Origin of the sequence: Polyangium fumosum (assembly GCF_005144585.1) — a bacterium.
GTDB lineage: Bacteria > Myxococcota_A > Polyangia > Polyangiales > Polyangiaceae > Polyangium > Polyangium fumosum.
This window is the reverse complement of the sequence record NZ_SSMQ01000001.1, coordinates 282,404-301,581: the sequence shown is the minus strand read 5'-3', so window position 1 is coordinate 301,581 and position 19,178 is coordinate 282,404. Positions and strand designations below refer to the sequence as shown.

Below are 19,178 nucleotides of genomic sequence, written 5' to 3'. Positions count from 1 at the left end.
CCACAAGATCGAACCGGCCCCGTTCTCCACTCTCATGCGCGCCGCGAAATGTTTTTCGCGCCTGCCGCGCGCTCGCGAAGGACGCGCCGAAGACACGAGCCGCCGAACGAACAATGGTCGACCCGCGAAAAACACTGGCCGATGACGTGGTGATCCCGGGGCGGGGCCTGCACACGGGCAAGCCCGTCGAGGTGCGAATCCGCCCCGTGGGCCCTGGCGAGGGGCGCTTCTTCGTGCGGATGGATCTGCCGGGCGAGCCCGTGATCCGGGCCCGCGCGGCGTTCGTCACCGATACGACACGATCGACGATGCTCGCGAATGAAGGGGCCTCGGTGCGGACGCCGGAGCATTTGCTGGCGGCGCTCGCGAGGATGGGCGTGGACGACGCGCGCATCGAGATCACGGGGCCCGAGGTGCCGATCCTCGACGGCTCGGCGCTGCCGTGGGCCGAGGCGATCGCGCGGGTGGGGCTCTCGGCGGCCTACGCGCCGCGGCTCGAAACGGTGCTCGAAACGCCGATCTGGGTGCCTTCGAACGGCGGGGCGTTCGTCGCGGCGATCCCCGCGCCGGAATTGCGGTTTTCCTGTGGAATCGTGTTCGACGCGGCGCCGATCGGCGAGCAATGGGCCTCGCTCCTGGCCTCGCCCGAGCGGTTTTTCGCGGAGGTGGCGCCGGCGCGGACGTTCGGCGTCCTCGCGGACGTGGAGGCGATGCAGGCGCGGGGGCTCTGCGCGGGCGGGAGCCTCGACACGGCGATCGTTTGTGATGGAACGAAATGGCTGAACGGGCCGCTGCGCTTCCCGGACGAGCCCGCGCGCCATAAGCTCCTGGATTTCATGGGCGACCTGGCGCTCCTGGATCCGCTGCCGCGGGCGCATTACCTCGCGTTCAAGGCAGGGCACGCGCTGCACGTGCGGCTGGCACAGCGGCTCTCGGAAGGGGGGTGACCGAGGTCCGCGTCCTTCCCGGGCTCGCGAATGCGTCCTTTCCCGATGGATTCGTCCCCGTGGCCGTGTTCTCCTCGACGCCATGCGTCACACGAATCTCGCTCTCCTTCTTGCGGCCACGCTCCTCGGCTGCTCGCTCGATTCGCAGCCGCCCCCTCCCACCACGAATCCGGACGCGGGAAACGACGCCGGACCCGAGCCGGCGGACGCGGGGCCCGATAGCCCGGCCGACGCGGAGCCCCCGCTCGATCCTGTGCCGCCCACGACGTTCGTGCCGACCGCCGTCGGGAAAGGCGGCGCCGCGGCGACCGTGGATCACCGCGGGACGTGGGCCGCGATCGAGGCGCTCAGGGCCGGCGGCAATGCGATCGACGCGGCCGTCGCGGCGGCCGCCATGCTCGGCGTGACCGATCCGTTCTCGTGCGGCGTCGGCGGCGGTGGGTTCATGCTCGTATGGCTCGCCGACAAGAAACAAGCCGTGGTGATCGACCACCGCGAGACGACGCCGCAGGGAATGAAGCACACGGCGTATTACCAGGACGGCGCGCCCATTGCATTCAACGATCTGCTCACGAGCGGCCTCTCCGTCGGCGTGCCCGGCACCTTGCGCGGTTGGGACGAGGCGCTGCGTCGTTATGGGAAACGGCCGCTCGCCGACGCGTTGAAGCTCGCGATCTTCGTGGCCAAGAAGGGTTTTGATGTCGACCCGACGTTCTTCGATCAGACGACGCGCAACATCGATCGCTTCCGTCAGATCCAGAGCACACGCGCGCTCTTCTTGAACGCGGCCGGTGATCCCTTCCCCGTGGGCACGATCTTCACGAACCCGGACCTCGCCGCGACGTACGAGCTCCTCGCCAAAAATGGCCCGGCGATCTTTTACGATGGCGACATCGGCAAGGACATCGTCGCGACCGTGACGAACCCGCCGTTCACGGCCGACGCGACGATCGTGCCGCGCCCGGGCTTCATGACCGTCTCGGACCTCTCCACCTACGAGGCGCGCGTGCGCCCCGCCGTGCAAACGACCTATCGCGGGCTCACGATCCTCGGCGTCGGGTTGCCTTCGAGCGGCGGGCTCACCACGGGCATGACGCTGAACCTGCTCGACGGCTTCGATTCGGCCTCGATGAGCAAAACGGATTTTTTGCATCACTGGCTCGAAGCTTCGCGGCTCGCGTATGCGGATCGCAACACGTTCATGGGGGATCCCGAGTTCGTGAACGTGCCCGTGGAGGGAATGCTCTCGGCGGCGTACACGGCCGAGCGGCGGGCCCTCATCGACCCGACGATGGCCTCGATCGAGGCGAAGCCCGCGGGCAATCCGTTCGCGCATCAGGTGGATCCGAGCGGCGCGAAGCCGAAGCCGCCCGCCGGGTTCCATGCGGGGGAATCGCCCGCCGAGCTCGATCCGGAGACCACGCACATCACGGTGGCGGATTCGTTCGGGAACCTGGTCTCCTACACCTGCACCATCGAATACGAGGGCGGCAATGGCATGGTCGTGCCGGGGCGCGGGTTTTTGCTGAACAACGAGCTGACCGATTTCAACATCCCCGCCACGGCGGACACGCCGCACCCGAACGTGCTGGAGCCGGGCAAGCGGCCGCGCAGCAGCATGAGCCCGACGATCGTCCTGTCGAACGGCGTGCCCGTGCTGGCGGTCGGCTCGCCCGGCGGCGCGACGATCATCACCACGGTGATGCAGATCCTCGTGAATCACATCGATTTCAAGATGCCGATCGACGAGGCGCTGGCCGCGCCGCGTGTGTCGCAACGAAACGCGCCCAACGCGACGAGCAGCGCCGAGCCGCTCTTCATGAGCTCGCCCGAGGCGACGGCGCTCCAGGCCAAGGGCCACGCGTTTTCGGATGCCGGCCTCATCGGCGCGGCGACGGCGATTCAATTGAACGCGGATGGCACGATGACGGCCGTCGCGGAGCCGGTGCGCCGCAATGGCGGGAGCGCGATGGTGGTGGAATCGAAGTGAGGGGCTAAATCAGGTGGTCTGCGGGATCCCGGGCGCCTCAGGCCTCGGGATCTCGCAGGAGATACCCCGCCATTTCGTCGATCAGCGGGATCGCGTCCGGCTCGCTCGCCTCGGCGACCTTGCGGGCCGCTTCGAGCGCGCGTTTCGCCGTCGGCACGTCGTTCGTCGCCACGCAGAGCTGCGTCGTCGCGAGCAGGACGGGCAGGAGCGCAGCCGGATCCTCGGCCTGCTCGGCGGCCATGCGGGCGCGCGGCAAGAGCTCACGCGCCCCTTCGATGTCGCCCACGGCGAGCGCCGCGACGATCTTGTTCGAATAAAGCACGGCGCGCTGGGCCGGATCCTCGGTTTGTCGCTCCAGATCCTCCGGTGACATCGACGCGAGCCGCTCCATCTCGAACGCTTGCGCGAGCCCGGCCCGCAGCCGCCCGAGGCCCTCGACGTGCGCGGGCAGGTTCGCCGCCTCGGCATCCTTTTGCGCCTGCTCCAGCACCACGAGCGCCTCCTCCTCCCGCCCGAGGCTCGCCAGCGCCCGCGCTTCGAGCGCGCGCGACGGCGCGAGCAGGTCGGGCGTGCCCGCAAGCGAGGGCTGGAGCGCCTTCACGCGCGCGAGCGCCTCCTCGAATTGCCCCACGCCGAGCTCGTTCGCGGCGAGCGACAGGACGCTGCGCGGATCGTCGATCCCTTCCTCGGACATGACAAACCTTTCTCGCGCCTTCAGCGCTCTTCCTTGGGCCGCATCGAAGGCGGCAAGTAATGGGCCACGAACCCCTTTGTGTCGAGCCAGGCCGCGAGCAATTCGTGCCGCTTCGGCTCTTCGAGCCCCGATTCTTCGAGGCCGAGATCCACGGCGATGCTCGCCACGAGCGAGCATCGATGCTCCCCGGGCGAGAGCTTCGCCTTCTCCGTCTCTTCCTTGCAGACCCGGAACACCGCCTCGTACTTTTCGAGCGTCACCTTGGCCTGCGCTTCCTTCGAGCACCCGAGGGCGAGCATGGGCAAGGCGAGGACGAGCGCGGCGACGGCGCGCAAGGAGGGGTTTTTCATGAGGGCCGGTGGTCCTGCCGTTCGAGCGGCAGCGCACCGTACACGAGGGCGAGGGCAAACGGAAGGGCCGGCCGGATCTAGCCGCGGCGGAGAACCACGGCCGCCTGCGGTTCGAGCACGCGGAACGTGAACGACTCGGTCAGGAAGAGCTCGACCCGCTGTTTTTCGTGGTACGCGTATCCGATCGAGAGATCCTGCCCGACCGTGAGCTCGAAATCGCCTCCGCGCACGGAGAGCAGCACCGCGCCCGAGAGCGCAGGCGCCCACACGACCGGGTGATCGATGATCTGTCGCTCGATACGCTTCAAGATCGGATACCCGTCGTCCGAGCCCGCCGCGAGCTCGTCGTATTCACGCGAGCCGGCCACGAGCACATAAGGGCCCGTGACGCCGGCCGACCGGAGGACCTCCTGCGCCTGCACGACCGCGGCCGGAAACGCGGTGACGTTCGGAATGCGCACCGGCGCGTGCGGGCTCTTTTGCACGATGCCGTGGATGTCCCCTTCGGCATATCCATGAAAAATGGCGCCGTCCTCGACCCGCGCGATCCGCTCGGCCGCCTGCACGACCGCGGACATGTCGAGATCGACGGCGCCGCGCGCCGCCGCGTCGAGGTCCGCGAGGTCGAGCGAGATGGGCGTGCGCAATTCGAGGAGCGGCTGCGACGTGCGTTGGCCGATGGACACGCCGGGCACGGGGCCCTCGCCGAGCGGGCGGAGCCGGCCCGTATTGACCGACGCATATCCCCAGCCGAACGGGCCGCGGAAATCGACGAGCTTGCGCGCCGCGAGGCTCAACTGGAGCACGCGCCGCGCCTCCGCGTCGATGAGCGCGAAGGCCTCGGGCAGGATCGGGGCGAGGTCACGACGAAGCAGATCCAGGGCCACGATTCACCTCCTCCTCAAGCTGGCAATGCCGAGCCCACGACCCGCGCCGGCGCGCGGCGGCGAGGGCGCAGGCGGTGGTGACGCCCCCGCCCTCGCCCCTTGCGCTTCACCCGCTTGTTTTCTCTCCTCGCTCGCCTCGATCTCGGTGATCGGGACGTCCTTCAGCAAGTAGGTGCGGATATTCTTGTCGAATAAGGGATCCTGCCGGCGGATCCATTCGAGGTTCATCATCGCGTGCTCGATCTCCTCGGCACGGTTGTGCAAGAGGACGGCCTTGAGCTCCGCGTCGTTCGTGACCTCGGCGCGCTGCGCGTACCAATCGATGGCCTCGAGTTCCTCGATGAGGGACCAGAGCGCTCGGTGCATGTCGCGAGCCGCGGGCGACAGGACGTCGTACGGCTCGTGGTAGGTCTCGCTGCCCATACCCTTCGGATGCCGAAGTCGGGGCGCGCGTTGCGGAGCGTCGAGGGCAAAGGCCGCGCAGGCAAACGCGGCCGGAGTTCAGTAGTGGATGCGCGTCCCCTGCGTCTGGATCTGCCCGGCCCCCTGCTTGATCGCCGTCGCGAGCAGGAAGATCGACACCGGCAGGAGCACGGCCGCGAGGACGTGCATGCCCATCGTGAGGACCTGCGTGAGCGTGAACATCGTCCCGAGCCTCATGCCGGCGAAGCTCAACGCGAAGCTCAAGAGCTGCCGCAAGATCGAGGCAAACGCGATGAGCGCCCCCGCGCCCGCGAGGCAGAACCCCGCAGGGCCATGCACCTTCTTCACGGTGCCGAGCCCCACGGTGACGAGGCCGACCCCGAGCAGCGTCAGCACGGCGACGCTCGCGAGACTGAGCAAGCCCGCTCCGACGCCGCTCATCCCGCCCATGCCCCACCGCCCTTCTGCTGCGGCCGCGTCTCCGCGAGCGTGTACGCTCCAAACGCGATCCCGCCGAAGAACACCACGCTCGTGCCGATCGAGATCACGCTGTTGAGCGCGTTCCACATCATGATCGCGTCAAAGCCGGCGTTCGCCATCAGCGCGTCGACGATGAAGTCGAGCACGAGGCCGACGAGCCGCACGCCCCCAGCGCCCGCGAAGACGAACCCTGCATTCTGGTTCACCGGCCGCACGACGACGAGCCCGAGCACGAGTACGGCGATGGCCACGAGGACATGCACCCCCGTGGCGAGACCGCCGATCACTGACAAAAAGCCGCGTTCTGCCGGGTCCATCCCATCCTCCCTCGCGCCGCGTGGCGCTCCTTCGACGAACGGGCCCGACAGTACACGCGTCCGAGACACACCGCGAGAGGAGAAGGCTCTCGATCGGACCGGCACGAATTCATGCTACGACGCGCGCCGTGTCCCTCCCCGCCGGGCTCGCCGTCCTCGCGCTCGCCGTCCTGCTCGGCGGCATCGCCGCGATCTGGCGTGACCACGGGCAACGCGTCATGCCGGGGCTCGGGACGTTCGCGATGGTCGCGTCGGCCGCGGTCGCGCTCCTGCACCTCTTGCCCGAGGCCATCGCCGAGGCCGGCTGGCTAGCGCTCGGAGCTGCGGCGGCCGGCTTCCTCGTGCCGTTTTTGATCGAACGGCTCGCGCCCCAGCGGAACGGGCACACGGACGGTCCCACGCTCCTCATGGGCTACGCCGCGGTGCTCCTGCATCAGGCCGGCGAGGGCACGGCCGTCGCCTCGCTCTCGCGCGCGGGCGAGCTTCAGCCGACGATCGTGCTCGCGATCGCGGGGCACACGGTGCCGCTCGCGATGGTGGTGGCGATCCAGGCGCTCGACCACGTGGCGAGGCCGAAGAGCAAGGTCGTCGCGGCGCTCTCGCTCGTCGGCTGCGCGCTCTCGACCGTGGCCGGGGCGATGTCCCTCGACCTCGTGGGCGCGGCGCGTATCGCGTCGATCCGGCCGTGGCTCGTGGCGGCGGTGGCGGGGCTCTTGCTGCACGCGCTCTCGCACGCGCCGAAGGTGGGCGAGGAAGGCGCGCGGAGCCGGGTGACGGAGATCGTGGCAGGGCTCGTGGGGCTCTCGCTCGCGCTCGTGAGCCTGGAGCACGACGGCTGGGTGCTCTACCTCGGCTGGCCTTTGCGGGTGCTCGGCGTCGTGGTGCTCGTCGCTGCGGTCGTCGCGAAGGGGCTCGTCACGGGCGCGCGAACGGTCGCGGAACATCCGCTCCGATCGGACGGACGAGATCCTCGGGCCGGATGAGCCACGTCGGCTCGGGGACCTGCTCGAGCTCGTAGAATCCGCCGCAAAAGACCTCGTGCGGGCACGTCTCGCAGACAGCCTTTTTCACGCGCCGCTCGCGCAGGTACTCGAAGAGGTTCACCTCCTCGTTGTTCACGAAGAGCATGTGCCGTTCGAGCTTGAGCATGTCGCCGAGGAGGAACGCCTCGTAGCCGGGCATGAAGCAGAAGGGCAGGTTGATGACCTGGATCTTCATGCGATCGCGGAAGTCGTCGATGACGCGTTTCGTCTCCTCCGCGGCGACACTCGTGTCGGGGCAGACCGAGCTCGTGGCGCGGCCGAAGGGCGTGAGGAACTGGATGTTGAACCAGCGCAGGCCGAGATCGAAGACGAGCGCGGCGACGTCGTGGAGCTTCTTGTGGTTCGACTTCGTGAGCGTGATGTTGGCCCCGAGCTCGACGCCGGGCGGCGCGAGGCGGACGAAGTGTTTCACGCCGGCGACGGTCTGATCGAAGGCCTCGGCGACGCCCACGTTCTGCGCGTGCGTCTGCGCGTCGGGGCCGTGGATGCTCGTGAGGATCGAGGTGACGCCGGAGTGGACGAGCTTCTTCGCGTAGTCCTCGTAGCTCGACATGCGCGCGTTCGTGGTGACGTTGACGCGCTCGTAGCCGATGCGGCGGGCGAAGCCGACGAGGCGGACGAGGTTCGGGTTGAGCGTGGGTTCGCCGCCGTCGAAGTCGAGGAGCGTGACGCCGAGCTTGCGGTACTTCACGAGCAGCTCGCGCTGCCTGTCGAGGTCGCCGTCGAACTGCGTGCGCGTGCCGGTCGCGCAGAAGGTGCAGCGATTGTTGCACTTGTAGGTGACGTTCATGATCACCTTCTTCGGGCCCTGCGAGGCGCCGATGCGCTGATCGAACGTCCACTTGAAGCGGCGAAGGTCGTCCTCGGTGAAGGCGTCGGTCTCGATCGTCGGCGCTTGCTGGAAGCGCGGGCCCCAGTCGTTCACGACGGGCAGCGCGCGGCCCTTCTTCTTGGCCTCGGCGCCGAGGCGCGTGCCGGGCAGGGGCGTGGCGAACTGGACGCTCGGGAACGCGCCCGTCTCCTCGAAGAGGTCGAGCGCGAAGGCGAGCGTGCCGTTGATGTCGCGCTTCGTCTCGCCGGGCAGGCCGATCATGAAGTGCACGAGCATCGGGAGCGCGGCCGCCTGCGCGAGCTTCGCCGCTTCCTTGATGGCGCCGAGGTCGAGCTGTTTGTCGACCACCTCGTCGACGACGCGCTGCACGCCGCTCTCGGCGCTCACGCTGAGCGTGGTCATCCGATCCTTCATGGCCTCGACGTGGCGCGGAAGGACGTAGTCGGCGCGCACGCCGTTCGGGATCTCGAAGCGCAGATCGTGCTTTTCGAGCAGGTCGAGCACGGCGTCGAAGTGCCGCTCGTTCACGTTGACGAGCTCGTCGAGCAGGTGCACGCGGCGCACGCCACGCGCGGCGAGGTCGCCGAGGAGGCGGTCGAGGTAGGCGGGGGCGTAGCGGCGCTGGGTCTTCGGCGCCACGAGCTCGCCGTCTTTGCGGGCCGTGGGGTTCGAGGAGCAGTGGACGCAGCGGTAGGGGCAGCCGCGGCTCGTGAGGATCGGCGCGCTATGTCCGTCGATCGGGAAGGCCCAGTGAGGCCGGCCGAGGCCCTGGATCGTGGCCTCGTGGAAGGCGAAGTAGGCCGGCAGATCGACGAGGTCCCACGCGGGCAAGGGCAGGTCGTCGAGGCGGGGCGGCTCCTCGGGGACGAGGGCGAAGGGCTCCTGGGGCCGGCCTTGTCGTTCGAGATCGGAAAAAACCCGCGCGAGTACGCCTTCGGCCTCGTACCGGATCAAGACGGAGACCTCGGGGTAGGCGGCGAGGATCTCGCTCGACGGGACGTCGACGACGTGCTGGCCGCTCTGGTAGAGGTCTGCCAAGACCATGGGACGATCCGGACGATGCGCGGCGAGACCAGCGAGGAGCTTCCCAAGCAGATCGTCGCGCGAGGGCGGCCGATGAAACGGCGTGTACGCGACGAGGACGGCGTCGGCCTCGGCCGAAACCCGCGCGAGGACCTTGTCGAGCGAGGCGCCGAGCCGCACGTAGCCCGCGTCGTCGTCGTGGCTCGCGAGCGTCGCGCCCTCCATCGCGAGCGCGTCGACGAGGTCGACCTCGAAGCCCGACGCGCGCAGGACGGCGGCGGCCTGGAGGGCGCCGAGGTCCGCGAAGTACGGGTAGTCGATGAAGTCGCGCGAGACGCGGATCGGAGGGAAGACGATCGCGATGCGAGACATCCGCCGTATCGTATAAGGGAAGGGCTCCGCATGGCGAAGGTTGTTTCCCCGAAAAAAGTGGCCGCTCTGTCCGTCGCCCTCACCTGCACGATCCTGTCGTGGGCTTCGCCGTCGAACGCGCAGCAAGGGCCGCGCGGCGGCCGGAGCACGACGGAGGCGCAAGCCGAGGCGAAGAAGGAAGAGGCCGGGATCCGGACGCTCGGGACGAGCGGCATGGAAGACCAGAACGACCCGACGTTACGCGAAGTGACGTCGGAGCGACGGAGCAGCTTCACGTTCGGGCTCGCGATCGGCGCGTCGCTCGGCAGCGCGTCGGGGTTCCCGAACGACCCGACGAAGATCGGGCTCCTGCGCTACTACACGGACACCGGGATCGGCGCGGGCTTCAGCGCACGCGCGTGGGCGGGCGCGGCGCTGCGGGACTTCTTGACGTTCGGCCTGACCTTCGGGGCGATCGGGCTCGACGCGGGCGACAAGGTGTTTTTCAGCGGGATGGTCGGGTTTCACACGGAGATCTTCCCGCTCTACACGCTCGGCGGGTCGCTGCGTGATCTCGGGCTGATGGCGGAGACGGGCGTGGGGACGGCGATCGTGACGCCGGCCGACGATCAGGACACGTTGCTCGTCGACGGAGGTCTGACCTCGGCGCTCGGGCTCGGGGTGTTTTACGAGGGGTTCCGGTTCGGGTCGAAGCTCGGAATGGGGCCGTACCTGGCGTACGATTACATGTACGGAAACTCGATCCGCGGCGGGGCCTTCGTGCTCGGGTGGCGGACGACGCTTTATCCGCGGCACAAGTGATTCCGCGGGCGTGGATTCACGCCCCCACGAACACCTCGTCCCACTCTTCCTCGCCGAGCAGCCATTCGAGCGCCTTGCGTCGCTCCAGGATGACGTTCGGCTGGACCTTGCCCGGCAAGCTCATTCGCTTGCGCGCGGCGATCTCGACGCCGCGGTGCAAGCAGCGGGCGAGGTCGCAGGCGGAGAGCACCTCCTCGTGGCGGCGCAATCGGCTGCGCTTGCGCAAGGCGCGCACGTCGCGGGCGTCGTCGAGCTCGCCGAAGATCATGGCGAGCTCGGGACCACAAATGCGCGCGTAATCGAGGGCCCGGAAGAGCGAGGAGGCCCAGCCGAGCGCCCAGAGCGCCTCCATGCGGTCGAGCAGGCCCGCGGGCACGTCCTCGGCGCGCCCTTCGAGGACACGCGCCTCCGAAGGGGAGAGCGAGCCCGTGATGCCGATTTCGGAGACCCAATCGGAGGCGATTTCGGGCGGCATGCCGGAGGCGCACGCGATGACCGCGTCGAGCGCGAGCATGCGGTCGACGACCTCGTCCTTGTCCCGTAAAACCCCGCGGTCCGTGAGCAGAGGCAAGCTCACGTCGACCGGATACCCGAGCCGCCGCGCCATGAAGAGCGAGCGCTGGCGGATCATGCGCAGCGCCTCGCCATCCAAGGGCGAATCCCCCGGCGCGCGGCCCCCCGGCGCCTTCATGGTTTCCCCGCCCAGACCGTTTCTTCGATGGGGGCTCCGCCCGGACGAGCCGGGCTCTGCCCCCAAACCCCCGAGACAATCCGCTCGTGCCCGCCGAGGTCTTTTTGGATTTCGATCGCGGAGAACCCCTGCGCCGCGAAGAGCGCGCTCACGTCCGGCGCCTGGCCGGCCATGACCTCGACCGCGAGCACGCCGCCCGGGGCGAGGTGCCGCGGCGCCTCCTCCGCGATACGCCGAAGGATCACGAGCCCATCCGCGCCGCCCGAGAGCGCGAGCCGCGGCTCGAACCCGCGCACGTCCACCATGAGCGTGTCGATCTCGGCCTCCGGGATGTACGGCGGGTTCGCCGTGATGAGGTCGAACACGGCGCTCCGGCCTTCGAGCGCGGAAAAGAGGTCGGAGACGCCGATCGCGCAGTTCGTGGCGCCGAGGCGCACGACGTTCTCCCGCGCGACCGTGGCCGCGTCGGGCGAGAGGTCGAGGCCGAGCACACACGTGGTCGGGCGCTCGCGCGCGAGCGAGATCGCGACGCAGCCCGAGCCCGTGCAAAGGTCGAGCACGCGCGCCGCGAGGTCGAGGTGACGCGTGCGCGCGAGCGCGACCTCGACGAGCGTCTCGGTGTCGGGGCGCGGGACGAGGACACGTCGATCGACACGGAAAGGCCTGCCGTAGAACTCGCGCACGCCGAGCAGGTACGCGATCGGCTCGCCGCTCCGGCGGCGCAGGAAGAGCTCGCGGTACCGCGCGAGCTCGGCCTTGTCGAGCGGGCGCTCGGCGTCGACGAGGAGCTTGATGCGGTCGATACGAAGGACGTGGCAGAGCAAGAGCTCGGCATCGAGGCGCGCCGAGGAAAAGCCTCGCTTCTTGAGGTCGTCCACCGCCCACGCGAGCACGCGGCGGATCGTCCACGCCTCGCCCGGCGCCTCGCCGCGCGTCGCCGTCACGGGCGGCCGCCTGCCTCGGCCGCGCGGCGGATCGCGTCTGCGACCACGCCTTCGACCTCACGCCGGATCTCGTCGCGCCGCTCGGGCGTGGCCGCCTCGAAGCGGAGCACGAGCACGGGCTGCGTGTTCGACGCGCGGCAGAGGCCCCACGCGCCCTCGCCGAAGTCGAAGCGCCCGCCGTCGATGTCGAGCACGGGCCGCTTGCCGCGGTAGTGCGCGACGACGTCCGCGACGACGGAAAACTTGAGCGCATCGGGGCAATCGACGCGGATCTCCGGCGTGGCGAAGGTGGGCGGCACGTCGGCGAGCAGCTCGCGCAGCGTCTTGCCCTCGGAGGCGACGATCTCCACGAGGCGCACCGTGGCGTAGACCGCGTCGTCGAAGCCCGGCCAGCGGTCGGCGAAGAACATGTGGCCGCTCATCTCGCCGGCGAGGAGCGCGTGTTCTTCCTTCATCTTCGTCTTGATGAGCGAGTGCCCCGTCTTCCACACGAGCGGCCGCCCGCCGTGCTTCTCGATGTCGGCGTAGAGCGTCTCGGAGCACTTCACCTCGCCGAGGATGGTGGCGCCGGGATGTTCGCGGAGCAGGGCGCGGGCGTAGAGCAGGAGCAGCTTGTCCCCCCAGATCACCTCACCCGTCTCGTCGATCGCTCCCACGCGATCGCCGTCGCCGTCCCACGCGACGCCAAACGTGGCGCCCGTGGCGAGCACGCGCTCGCGCAGCGCGGCGAGGTTCGCCGGTACCGTGGGGTCGGGGTGGTGGTTCGGGAAGGTGCCGTCGATGTCGCAATAAAGGGCTTCGGGCGAGAGCCCGAGCGCCGAGAGGGTCGCGACGCCGAGCGGACCCGCCGCGCCGTTGCCGGCGTCGATGACGAAGCGGACGTCGGTGCGGGCGAGGCGGCTCGATCGACGCACGGACTCGATGTACGGGTCCACGACGCTGGTCTCGCTGAGCTTGCCGCGCGCGGCGGGCGGCTCGGCGAGGGCGACGCCCTGCTCGATGAGGTCGGCGAGGGCCTGGATGTCGGCGCCGTAGAACGAGCTCTTGCCGCGCATCATCTTGAAGCCGTTGTCGGGCGCGGGGTTGTGGCTCGCGGTGATCATGATCGCGCCGTGCGTCTCCAGGTGATGCGCGGCGAAGTAGAGCATCGGCGTCGGGCCCACGCCGACGAACACGACGTCGGCGCCGCCCGCGAGCAGGCCCTCGGAGAGCGCCGCGAAGAGGCGATCACTCGACAGGCGGCCGTCACGCGCGACGGCAACACGGGGCGCGGGGTTCGGGGCAGAGGACGCCGAAGGCGATCCGGAGCCCCGAGCGCTGACAACGTCCTTGCGAAGGACGAACGCGAAGGCGCGGCCGAGCTCGCGGGCGAGGTCGTCCGAGAGGTCTCGATCGGCGACGCCGCGGATGTCGTACTCGCGGAAGATGTGGCGCGGGATCTTCATGAGGATGCGTACTCGCCGGCCGATTTGGCACGTCGGGCGAGGGAACGAAACCCCAAAGTTCGCCTGTGGCCGGGGCCGCTCGCTGCACACAGCCGCGGCACGTGTGGGGAACGCGGATTGCACGTTCGGCCGGGCGTGAACCGTCTCAGCGACCAGGATCTGAGGGCGACGGGCACGACGATGATGCCCGTGGATCAACAGCGGCGAGCGCTCGAGCACAGGCTGGAGCTGGCGAAGGAGCGCCTCGTCGCGGATCTCAGTCGTGTCTCGTCGATGCTGAAATCGAGCGCCGGTTCGATGCGCAAGAACATCGTGCGCGCCGCGGTCACGATCGGTGGGCTCTTGCTGCTCGGGATCGTGACGGCCGTGGTGCGTCGGCGTCGGCGCCTCGTGTGGCGCTCGTTGTGAAGGAGAACGAGCCATGAACCAGGAGCGACCATCCAACGGGAACGGGCACGCGCGCCTGCGCGTCTCGCCGAAGACGCCACCCGAGATCACGGAGCGCGCGCTGCCGCCGATCGCGCGGCGGCCGGCCGGCGAGGGGATGTCGACCGGAGAGGCGATCGCCGCCGTCGCGCGGGACACGATCGACGTGGCGACGGAGCTCGTGCGCGACGGCATCGCGCTCGGGAAGCTCGAAGCGCAGCGCACCGTGAGCGAGATGGTGCCGCGCGTGGTGTGGGGCGTCGTGGCCTTCACCTGCGGAGCCGCGGCCACCGTGATCGCGGTGATCGCGGTGATGATCGGGCTCGGGGCGATCATCCCCTCGGTCGCGGGCAGGCTGGCGATCCTCGCGGGTGTGCTGTTCGTGGTCGCCTTCTTCGGCGCGGTGCGCGCGATGCGCTCGGGTCGGGCGAGCGCGACGATGCCGATCAGCGCGACGGAGTCGCCGATCGAGGAGGGCGTGCACAAGGCGGAGCTGCCGGGCGTGACGCTCCCGGGCGAGCCGGGCCGATCGCGGCCGATGATCGGGCCGTAGTCGCCCTACTCGAAGTCGTTGTAGCCGACCGGCGGCTCGGCGAGTTTCGCGACCTTCGCAGCGCCGCGGAAGACGTAGTCCGAGTAGCTGTAGGGCCCATCGGACCACACGAAAAAATCCTCGCCAAGCTCGCCGCCCGGGGCACCGTCGAGCAGCTCCGGTGCGGCGAGGACCGGGCCTTCCTGGAAGACGGGCGCGGAGGCAGAGACCTCTTCGCCCGCTTCTTCCATCGCTTCGAGCGCGCCGCGATGCCGATCGGCGTCGAGCTCGTCGACGGGGAAGAGCTCCCAGTCGAGCAGGATGAGCTCGGGGTGCGGAGGCTCGTCGGCGGAGGCCTCGAACGGCGTGTGGGTCGCAGGCGGCAAGCCCGTCTCGGCGAGGGCCGCGCGGAGGGCTTGTTTGTAGCGCTCGGCGGTCTCGCCCGGGGTCCAGAACGCGCGGAAGACGGCGCAGACGTCGTCCGCGGTGGCCGATCGCCAGAGCGAGGGATCACGGGACGCGATCTCGAGCCCCTTCTCCCGACTGCGCCGCGCGGCGAAGGCTTGGGCGTGCGGGGCGAAGGCGGGGAGGTCGGCGAGGGCGCGATCGACGGTCCAGTGGATGCGATGATCGACCTCGCGGACGTAGCGGTGTTTGCCGAGGGCGCGGAGGAGGCACTCGATCTCTTCGAGCGTGCGCGCGGAGAAGGACCAGGCGAGCATCATGGGGCTTTGGGCTTCAGTCGTTGCAGGAGGTACGGGCGCCGATCTTCGTCGCGCCGACGTCGACGGTGCAGCGCGTGACGCAGGCGTCGATCATGGCGGCCTTCGTGTCGACGCACATGCGCTGGCAGGCGTCGCGGAGGGCGGCCTTCATGACCGGCCCCTTCTCGTCGCCCTCGCCGCGCGCCGTGCCCTTGAACGTCCCGGTGCCGGCGGTGATCTCGGTCGTGCACTCGACGCCGCGCTTGCAGCCGGCGAGGAGCGAGAGGGCGAGCGGGAGCACGAGGAGCAGGCGAGGGTTCGTCTCGAAGGCCTTCCGGTTCACGGCGCGGAAGATAGCGCAGGACGCGGACGAGCAGGAGCAGGGCGCGCGATGATAGGAGTGCGGGTCGCCATGGACCTCGCCCTTTGCATCTCGCTGACCCCGAAGGACACCTCGCACCTCGGCGACGAGGACCTGGCCGAGCTCGACAGCCCGGAGCTTCGGGACGCGGTCGTCCGGGCGCTCGAGCGGCTCGGCACCGTGCGCGTGTGGGACACCACGACGCTCTCGCCGAAGGAAATCGCCGCGGAGCGCCGGCCGGACCTGATCTTCAACCTCTCCGAGGGGATCTACGGGACCGGCCGGGAAGCCCAGGCCCCTGCCCTCTTCGAATGGTTGCAATGGCCGTATGTGGGCAGCGACCCGGTGACGCTCGGGATCACGCACGACAAGTGGTACACGAAATGTATCCTCGACCGCGCAGGCATTCCGACGCCCCGCGCGGCGGTGATGCATCGACCGCTCGATCGAGCGCTCGGCCTCGCGTATCCGGTGATCGCAAAGCCGGTGGCGGAGGGGGCGGGCAAGGGGATTTACGATGCCAACGTGGTCGACGACGACGCGGCGCTCGCGGCCCTCGTGAGCACGTACCTCGAACGATATCGCCAGCCGCTGCTCGTCGAGGAGTTCTTGCCGGGCCGGGAGTTCACGGCCGCGGTGATCGGCAATCGAGGCTCGTTCGAGGTGCTGCCGCTCGTGGAGATTGATTTCACCGCCATTCCACGGAGCCCGCGGCGGGTGTACGGCTACGACGCGAAGTTCACGTGGCACAGCACGAAGCACATGCTCTGCCCGGCGAAGGTCGACAGCGGGCTCCAGCGGGACATCGAGTCGCTCGTGATCGGGACGTGCGAGGTGCTCGGGATTCGCGACTGGGCGCGGGTGGACCTGCGGCTCGACGGCGCGGGAAAACCGTACGTGCTGGAGGTCAACCCGCTGCCGGGCATTTACCCGGACCTCGATTATATTTCGTGCTTCACGAAATCAGCGTATGCCGCGGGGATGACGTTCGAGGGGCTGGTCGAGCGGCTGGTGCGGACGGCGATGGAGCGGTATCGGTCGGATTGGTTCTTGCCGCACAAGGTGGGGCCGCACCCGGCTTCGCCCGGCGACGCGTAGCGTCGGCGCGAGCGGCAGCGCCCATCGCGCGAGCCTCGTTGTCCTTCGCGCGAGCGACTGTGCCCTTCGCGCGAGCCTCGTCGCCCTTCGCGCGAGCCTCGTCGCCCTTCGCGCGAGCGACTGTGCCCTTTGCGCGAGCCTCGTCGCCCTTCGCGCGAGCCTCGTCGCCCTTCGCGCGAGCCTCGTCGCCCTTCGCGCGAGCGACTGTGCCCATCGCGCGAGCCTCGTCGCCCTTCGCGCGAGCGACTGTGCCCATCACGCCAGCCTCGTCGCCCTTCGCGGGAGGCCCGCGCCTCACCCGCCGACGAGGCACTCGGGGTTGCAGCGCTCGGCGATGCAAGCGTCGAGTCGCGTAGCCTCATCGGAGGGCTCGAAATGCTCGCCGCACCTGGCGAGGCAGGTCTTGATCATCACAGCGCGGTCGCTGTCTTCAAGCACGGGCATCCCGGCGGGAAGCGGCTTGCGGCATCCCATGCGGCACCCGAGCGCCTGGGCCGTGCTGGCGCTGAAGGCCACAGGCGGAGAACAGCAACGAGACGTGACGCACGGAGCACAGGACGCGGACAGGGCCTTCGTCATCGTGCACGCGGCAACAGGGTCGGGGCTCGCCGGCGCCGGGCGCGCCTCCTCGATGGGCATGCTTGTCGAGGCCGAGGCGGGCGCGGGGGTCGGGGCGGCCACGGGGCTCGGCTCCGAACCGCCACACGCGACGAGGAAACCTCCCAGGAGGGGGCCAAAATGAAGTTTCATCCGCCCACGGTAGCACTCTCGCGCGGGTCCCCTGCACGGCGGCGGCTGCACCGGCAGAGAAGCGGGCGAACCCGTGTGAGGCGCGTGATGGGATGAAGCGGCCACCTGCATGAAAGAGCTGCCCGGACCGCTCGTGCTTCACGAAATCGGCGTATGCCGCGGGGATGACGTTCGAGGAGCTGGTCGAGCGGCTGGTGCGGACGGCGATGGAGCGGCATCGGTCGGATTGGTTCTTGCCGCACAAGATGTGGAGGCGGCAGGAGGGCGCGTGATGCGCTGTTTTCGGCAGGCCAGCACGTAAAGGTCCGACCGACCTCCGAGGTCACCTTCGGGCTCCTCGCCGAGCTCAGGCGGTGATGCGCACGAAGAACGAGCTCACTTGGCGAGAGCAGCAGCAGCTTCGAGCTGTGTGTCGATCCCGGCCGCGAGATCCGACGCCTTGAAGTCGACCACCACGTCGATGGGCGCGTTGCCTTCCATCGACTCGCCGGTCGCCGTGTCCACGCAGTGCGCGCCGGAGATAAACGAGAGGATCCCGGCGTGCACGCCCTCGGCAGGTGCGATGTGCTTCGTCACGTAGGAGTCGCCCGTCGAGTAGCCGTAGGCCCCAGCCGAGGCGTGGCCCACGATCATGATTCCCGCTTTCTTCGCGGCGTGGACCATCCAGTCGGCAGCGCTGTACGCGGTGCCGTCGACGAGGAGGACCTGCTTGCCGGTGAAGCCGACCGACGGCAGCGGCTCGTCGGCGAAGGCCTGGTAGGGGAACGGATACTCCACCTCGCCTGTCGTGAAAGCCGGCGGGTCCGAGGCAGGCACGCGCGCGTAGCAGTTGGCGAACGCGCCTTCCGTCGAGCCCAGCAAGTCGCTTCCTATCAAGGCGATGCCAAGCTCTTGCGAGCCGCCGCCGTTGCCGCGGATGTCCCAAACGAGCCCCTTGATGTCGCTGTACTTGAGGAGCTCGTTACGGATCAGGTCGATGCCCTCGGCGACCCACGTTCGGTAGTTTTCGACAGTGAAATCTTGGGGGAAGGGATGATCGGCGTGGTTTCCGAGCGTCGGCACGATCATCACGACGACGCCGTCGGCGCGCTGCGAGGACTCGAACAGCTTGGTCCGCGACGGGCGGCGGAGGGCGTCGAAGCAGGAGATATAGTTGGCCGTCCGCTCGGGCACGGTGATGGTCTTCGTGGTCCCGTCAGAGGCGATCACATCGATCGTCGCGCCCGTGTTGAGGAGCGCGAAGAGGTTCGACGCCGCGTAGTCGTCGCGCGCGCTCTTCGACGGCAGCGAGCCGTCGCAGATCGGCTCTTGGCCAATGCGGTCGAGGAAGCCGGGGCTCTGCCATACATCGCCGTTCGCGGTGGTCACCTTGACGACCTGGTCGCCCGGCTTGAGGCCCATCGGGTTGTTGTCTGCCGCGAACGTGATGATCGACGCGTCGCCAGCCGCGCGCGCGCAGACGCCGTACCAGGAGGTACCGCGCAGAGGGACGTTCGCCTCGCGCGTCATGCACGCCGACCAGTCGTTCGGGCCGAAGCCGATGGACGTGTGACCCTGAGGCACGCCTCGGAACACGTGCCGCACCGCCTTCGCGAGCGCGTAGTCGGACTCGTCGCCGAGGAAGAGAATGCGGCGCGCCTCCTTCTTCATCGCCGGGAAGTCGAGCCCCTGGTCGTAGCCGGTGTAATCACGGAGGTCGTCGGCGTACTGGTCGACAGCGGCGGCCTGCTTCTGCTGCTTCTCGGTCGCCGGTTCGCACGCGCTCCCCTTGCAGATCTGATTGTCGGGGCAGTATGCGGCACCGCTCCAGTTCAGCGAGCCGCCGATGAGCTCGCACGTGGAGACCTTTCCGTCGTCACAGCGTGTCGCGCCTTGCGCATCACAGTCACCCGCGGGCGGCGAGCCGTCGGGCTCTCCGCCGTCGGGGACACCTCCATCCGGGGTCCCGTCGGAGGGCCCAGGGCCCGCGGCCGGATCGCTAGAGCAGCCTTGAATCGACAGGAAGGCGGCAGCCATTGTGCCAGCCGTAAAAAGGACAGTCCGATTCATGAAACTTGCTTCCCTTCAA

The 19,178-nt window shown here is 69.1% G+C and carries 21 protein-coding genes; 7 read left to right on the top strand and 14 right to left on the bottom strand.

The features are described from left to right. Window positions 1-113 precede the first annotated feature (113 nt). Both lpxC and ggt read left to right on the top strand, forming a co-directional pair. Window positions 114-947 (top strand): UDP-3-O-acyl-N-acetylglucosamine deacetylase, encoded by an 834-nt coding sequence (gene lpxC, locus E8A74_RS01225; RefSeq protein WP_136927022.1) that lies wholly within the window; start codon window positions 114-116, stop codon window positions 945-947. 82 nt (window positions 948-1,029) lie between these two features. Continuing rightward, window positions 1,030-2,937, top strand: coding sequence for a gamma-glutamyltransferase (ggt, locus tag E8A74_RS01220; protein WP_136927021.1), 1,908 nt, complete (start codon window positions 1,030-1,032; stop codon window positions 2,935-2,937). 37 nt (window positions 2,938-2,974) lie between these two features. Here the strand turns inward: ggt and E8A74_RS01215 are convergent, their stop codons facing one another. From E8A74_RS01215 to E8A74_RS01190, 6 genes are all read right to left on the bottom strand, one after another. Further along, entirely contained in the window at window positions 2,975-3,631 is a 657-nt protein-coding gene (locus E8A74_RS01215) for a hypothetical protein (protein ID WP_136927020.1), read from the bottom strand. 20 nt (window positions 3,632-3,651) lie between these two features. Beyond that, the gene (locus E8A74_RS01210) at window positions 3,652-3,981 is read right to left on the bottom strand and encodes a hypothetical protein (RefSeq protein WP_136927019.1); all 330 of its coding nucleotides are present in this window, start codon (window positions 3,979-3,981) and stop codon (window positions 3,652-3,654) included. A 77-nt stretch (window positions 3,982-4,058) separates the two neighbouring features. Next, window positions 4,059-4,868, bottom strand: coding sequence for a family 1 encapsulin nanocompartment shell protein (locus E8A74_RS01205; RefSeq protein ID WP_136927018.1), 810 nt, complete (start codon window positions 4,866-4,868; stop codon window positions 4,059-4,061). Window positions 4,869-4,871: 3 nt separating this feature from the next. Then, window positions 4,872-5,291, bottom strand: a complete 420-nt coding sequence (locus E8A74_RS01200) for an encapsulin-associated ferritin-like protein (RefSeq protein WP_136927017.1) — start codon at window positions 5,289-5,291, stop codon at window positions 4,872-4,874. A 78-nt stretch (window positions 5,292-5,369) separates the two neighbouring features. After that, the gene (locus tag E8A74_RS01195; RefSeq protein WP_136927016.1) at window positions 5,370-5,732 is read right to left on the bottom strand and encodes a hypothetical protein; all 363 of its coding nucleotides are present in this window, start codon (window positions 5,730-5,732) and stop codon (window positions 5,370-5,372) included. Then, window positions 5,729-6,088: a hypothetical protein gene (locus E8A74_RS01190; protein WP_136927015.1), complete on the bottom strand. Its 360-nt coding sequence runs from the start codon at window positions 6,086-6,088 to the stop codon at window positions 5,729-5,731. The genes E8A74_RS01195 and E8A74_RS01190 overlap by 4 nt, the downstream gene beginning before the upstream one ends. A gap of 128 nt (window positions 6,089-6,216) precedes the next feature. Between E8A74_RS01190 and E8A74_RS01185 the strand changes: the two genes are divergently transcribed. After that, complete coding sequence (locus E8A74_RS01185; protein WP_211365259.1) at window positions 6,217-7,071, top strand: ZIP family metal transporter; 855 nt, start codon at window positions 6,217-6,219, stop codon at window positions 7,069-7,071. Here the strand turns inward: E8A74_RS01185 and E8A74_RS01180 are convergent. Then, window positions 7,004-9,358: a radical SAM protein gene (locus E8A74_RS01180; RefSeq protein WP_136927014.1), complete on the bottom strand. Its 2,355-nt coding sequence runs from the start codon at window positions 9,356-9,358 to the stop codon at window positions 7,004-7,006. The genes E8A74_RS01185 and E8A74_RS01180 overlap by 68 nt on opposite strands. A gap of 30 nt (window positions 9,359-9,388) precedes the next feature. Between E8A74_RS01180 and E8A74_RS01175 the strand changes: the two genes are divergently transcribed. Continuing rightward, entirely contained in the window at window positions 9,389-10,159 is a 771-nt protein-coding gene (locus E8A74_RS01175) for a hypothetical protein (protein WP_136927013.1), read from the top strand. A gap of 16 nt (window positions 10,160-10,175) precedes the next feature. On the opposite strand, the gene E8A74_RS01170 is transcribed toward E8A74_RS01175, so the two are convergent. The 3 genes from E8A74_RS01170 to E8A74_RS01160 are packed head-to-tail and all read right to left on the bottom strand — an operon-like array spanning window position 10,176 to window position 13,239. Further along, entirely contained in the window at window positions 10,176-10,850 is a 675-nt protein-coding gene (locus E8A74_RS01170) for a DUF4272 domain-containing protein (protein ID WP_136927012.1), read from the bottom strand. Continuing rightward, on the bottom strand, window positions 10,847-11,794 hold the full coding sequence (prmC, locus tag E8A74_RS01165) for a peptide chain release factor N(5)-glutamine methyltransferase (RefSeq protein ID WP_136927011.1): 948 nt from the start codon (window positions 11,792-11,794) through the stop codon (window positions 10,847-10,849). Before prmC ends, E8A74_RS01170 begins: the two co-directional genes overlap by 4 nt. After that, a complete protein-coding gene (locus E8A74_RS01160) occupies window positions 11,791-13,239 on the bottom strand; it encodes a phosphomannomutase/phosphoglucomutase (RefSeq protein WP_136927010.1) in 1,449 nt (482 codons plus the stop codon). The genes prmC and E8A74_RS01160 overlap by 4 nt, the downstream gene beginning before the upstream one ends. A 135-nt stretch (window positions 13,240-13,374) precedes the next feature. Between E8A74_RS01160 and E8A74_RS01155 the strand changes: the two genes are divergently transcribed. Then, the gene (locus tag E8A74_RS01155) at window positions 13,375-13,647 is read left to right on the top strand and encodes a hypothetical protein (protein ID WP_136927009.1); all 273 of its coding nucleotides are present in this window, start codon (window positions 13,375-13,377) and stop codon (window positions 13,645-13,647) included. Between the two features lie 13 nt (window positions 13,648-13,660). Further along, the gene (locus E8A74_RS01150) at window positions 13,661-14,218 is read left to right on the top strand and encodes a phage holin family protein (RefSeq protein WP_136927008.1); all 558 of its coding nucleotides are present in this window, start codon (window positions 13,661-13,663) and stop codon (window positions 14,216-14,218) included. Between the two features lie 5 nt (window positions 14,219-14,223). Here the strand turns inward: E8A74_RS01150 and E8A74_RS01145 are convergent, their stop codons facing one another. Both E8A74_RS01145 and E8A74_RS01140 read right to left on the bottom strand, forming a co-directional pair. Continuing rightward, window positions 14,224-14,922: a hypothetical protein gene (locus E8A74_RS01145; RefSeq protein ID WP_136927007.1), complete on the bottom strand. Its 699-nt coding sequence runs from the start codon at window positions 14,920-14,922 to the stop codon at window positions 14,224-14,226. Window positions 14,923-14,935: 13 nt separating this feature from the next. Beyond that, window positions 14,936-15,244 carry a hypothetical protein gene (locus E8A74_RS01140; protein ID WP_136927006.1) on the bottom strand — a complete coding sequence of 103 codons (309 nt, stop codon included), beginning with the start codon at window positions 15,242-15,244 and terminating at the stop codon, window positions 14,936-14,938. A 69-nt stretch (window positions 15,245-15,313) separates the two neighbouring features. On the opposite strand from E8A74_RS01140, the gene E8A74_RS01135 reads away from it, so the two are divergent. Next, a complete protein-coding gene (locus E8A74_RS01135; protein WP_136927005.1) occupies window positions 15,314-16,360 on the top strand; it encodes a D-alanine--D-alanine ligase family protein in 1,047 nt (348 codons plus the stop codon). A gap of 294 nt (window positions 16,361-16,654) precedes the next feature. Here E8A74_RS01135 and E8A74_RS01130 read toward each other — a convergent pair whose 3' ends face one another. Together E8A74_RS01130 and E8A74_RS01125 are read right to left on the bottom strand one after the other, a co-directional pair. Continuing rightward, a complete protein-coding gene (locus E8A74_RS01130; RefSeq protein WP_136927004.1) occupies window positions 16,655-17,110 on the bottom strand; it encodes a hypothetical protein in 456 nt (151 codons plus the stop codon). 375 nt (window positions 17,111-17,485) lie between these two features. Next, window positions 17,486-19,126: a S41 family peptidase gene (locus tag E8A74_RS01125; RefSeq protein WP_170228766.1), complete on the bottom strand. Its 1,641-nt coding sequence runs from the start codon at window positions 19,124-19,126 to the stop codon at window positions 17,486-17,488. Window positions 19,127-19,178: the final 52 nt, after the last annotated feature.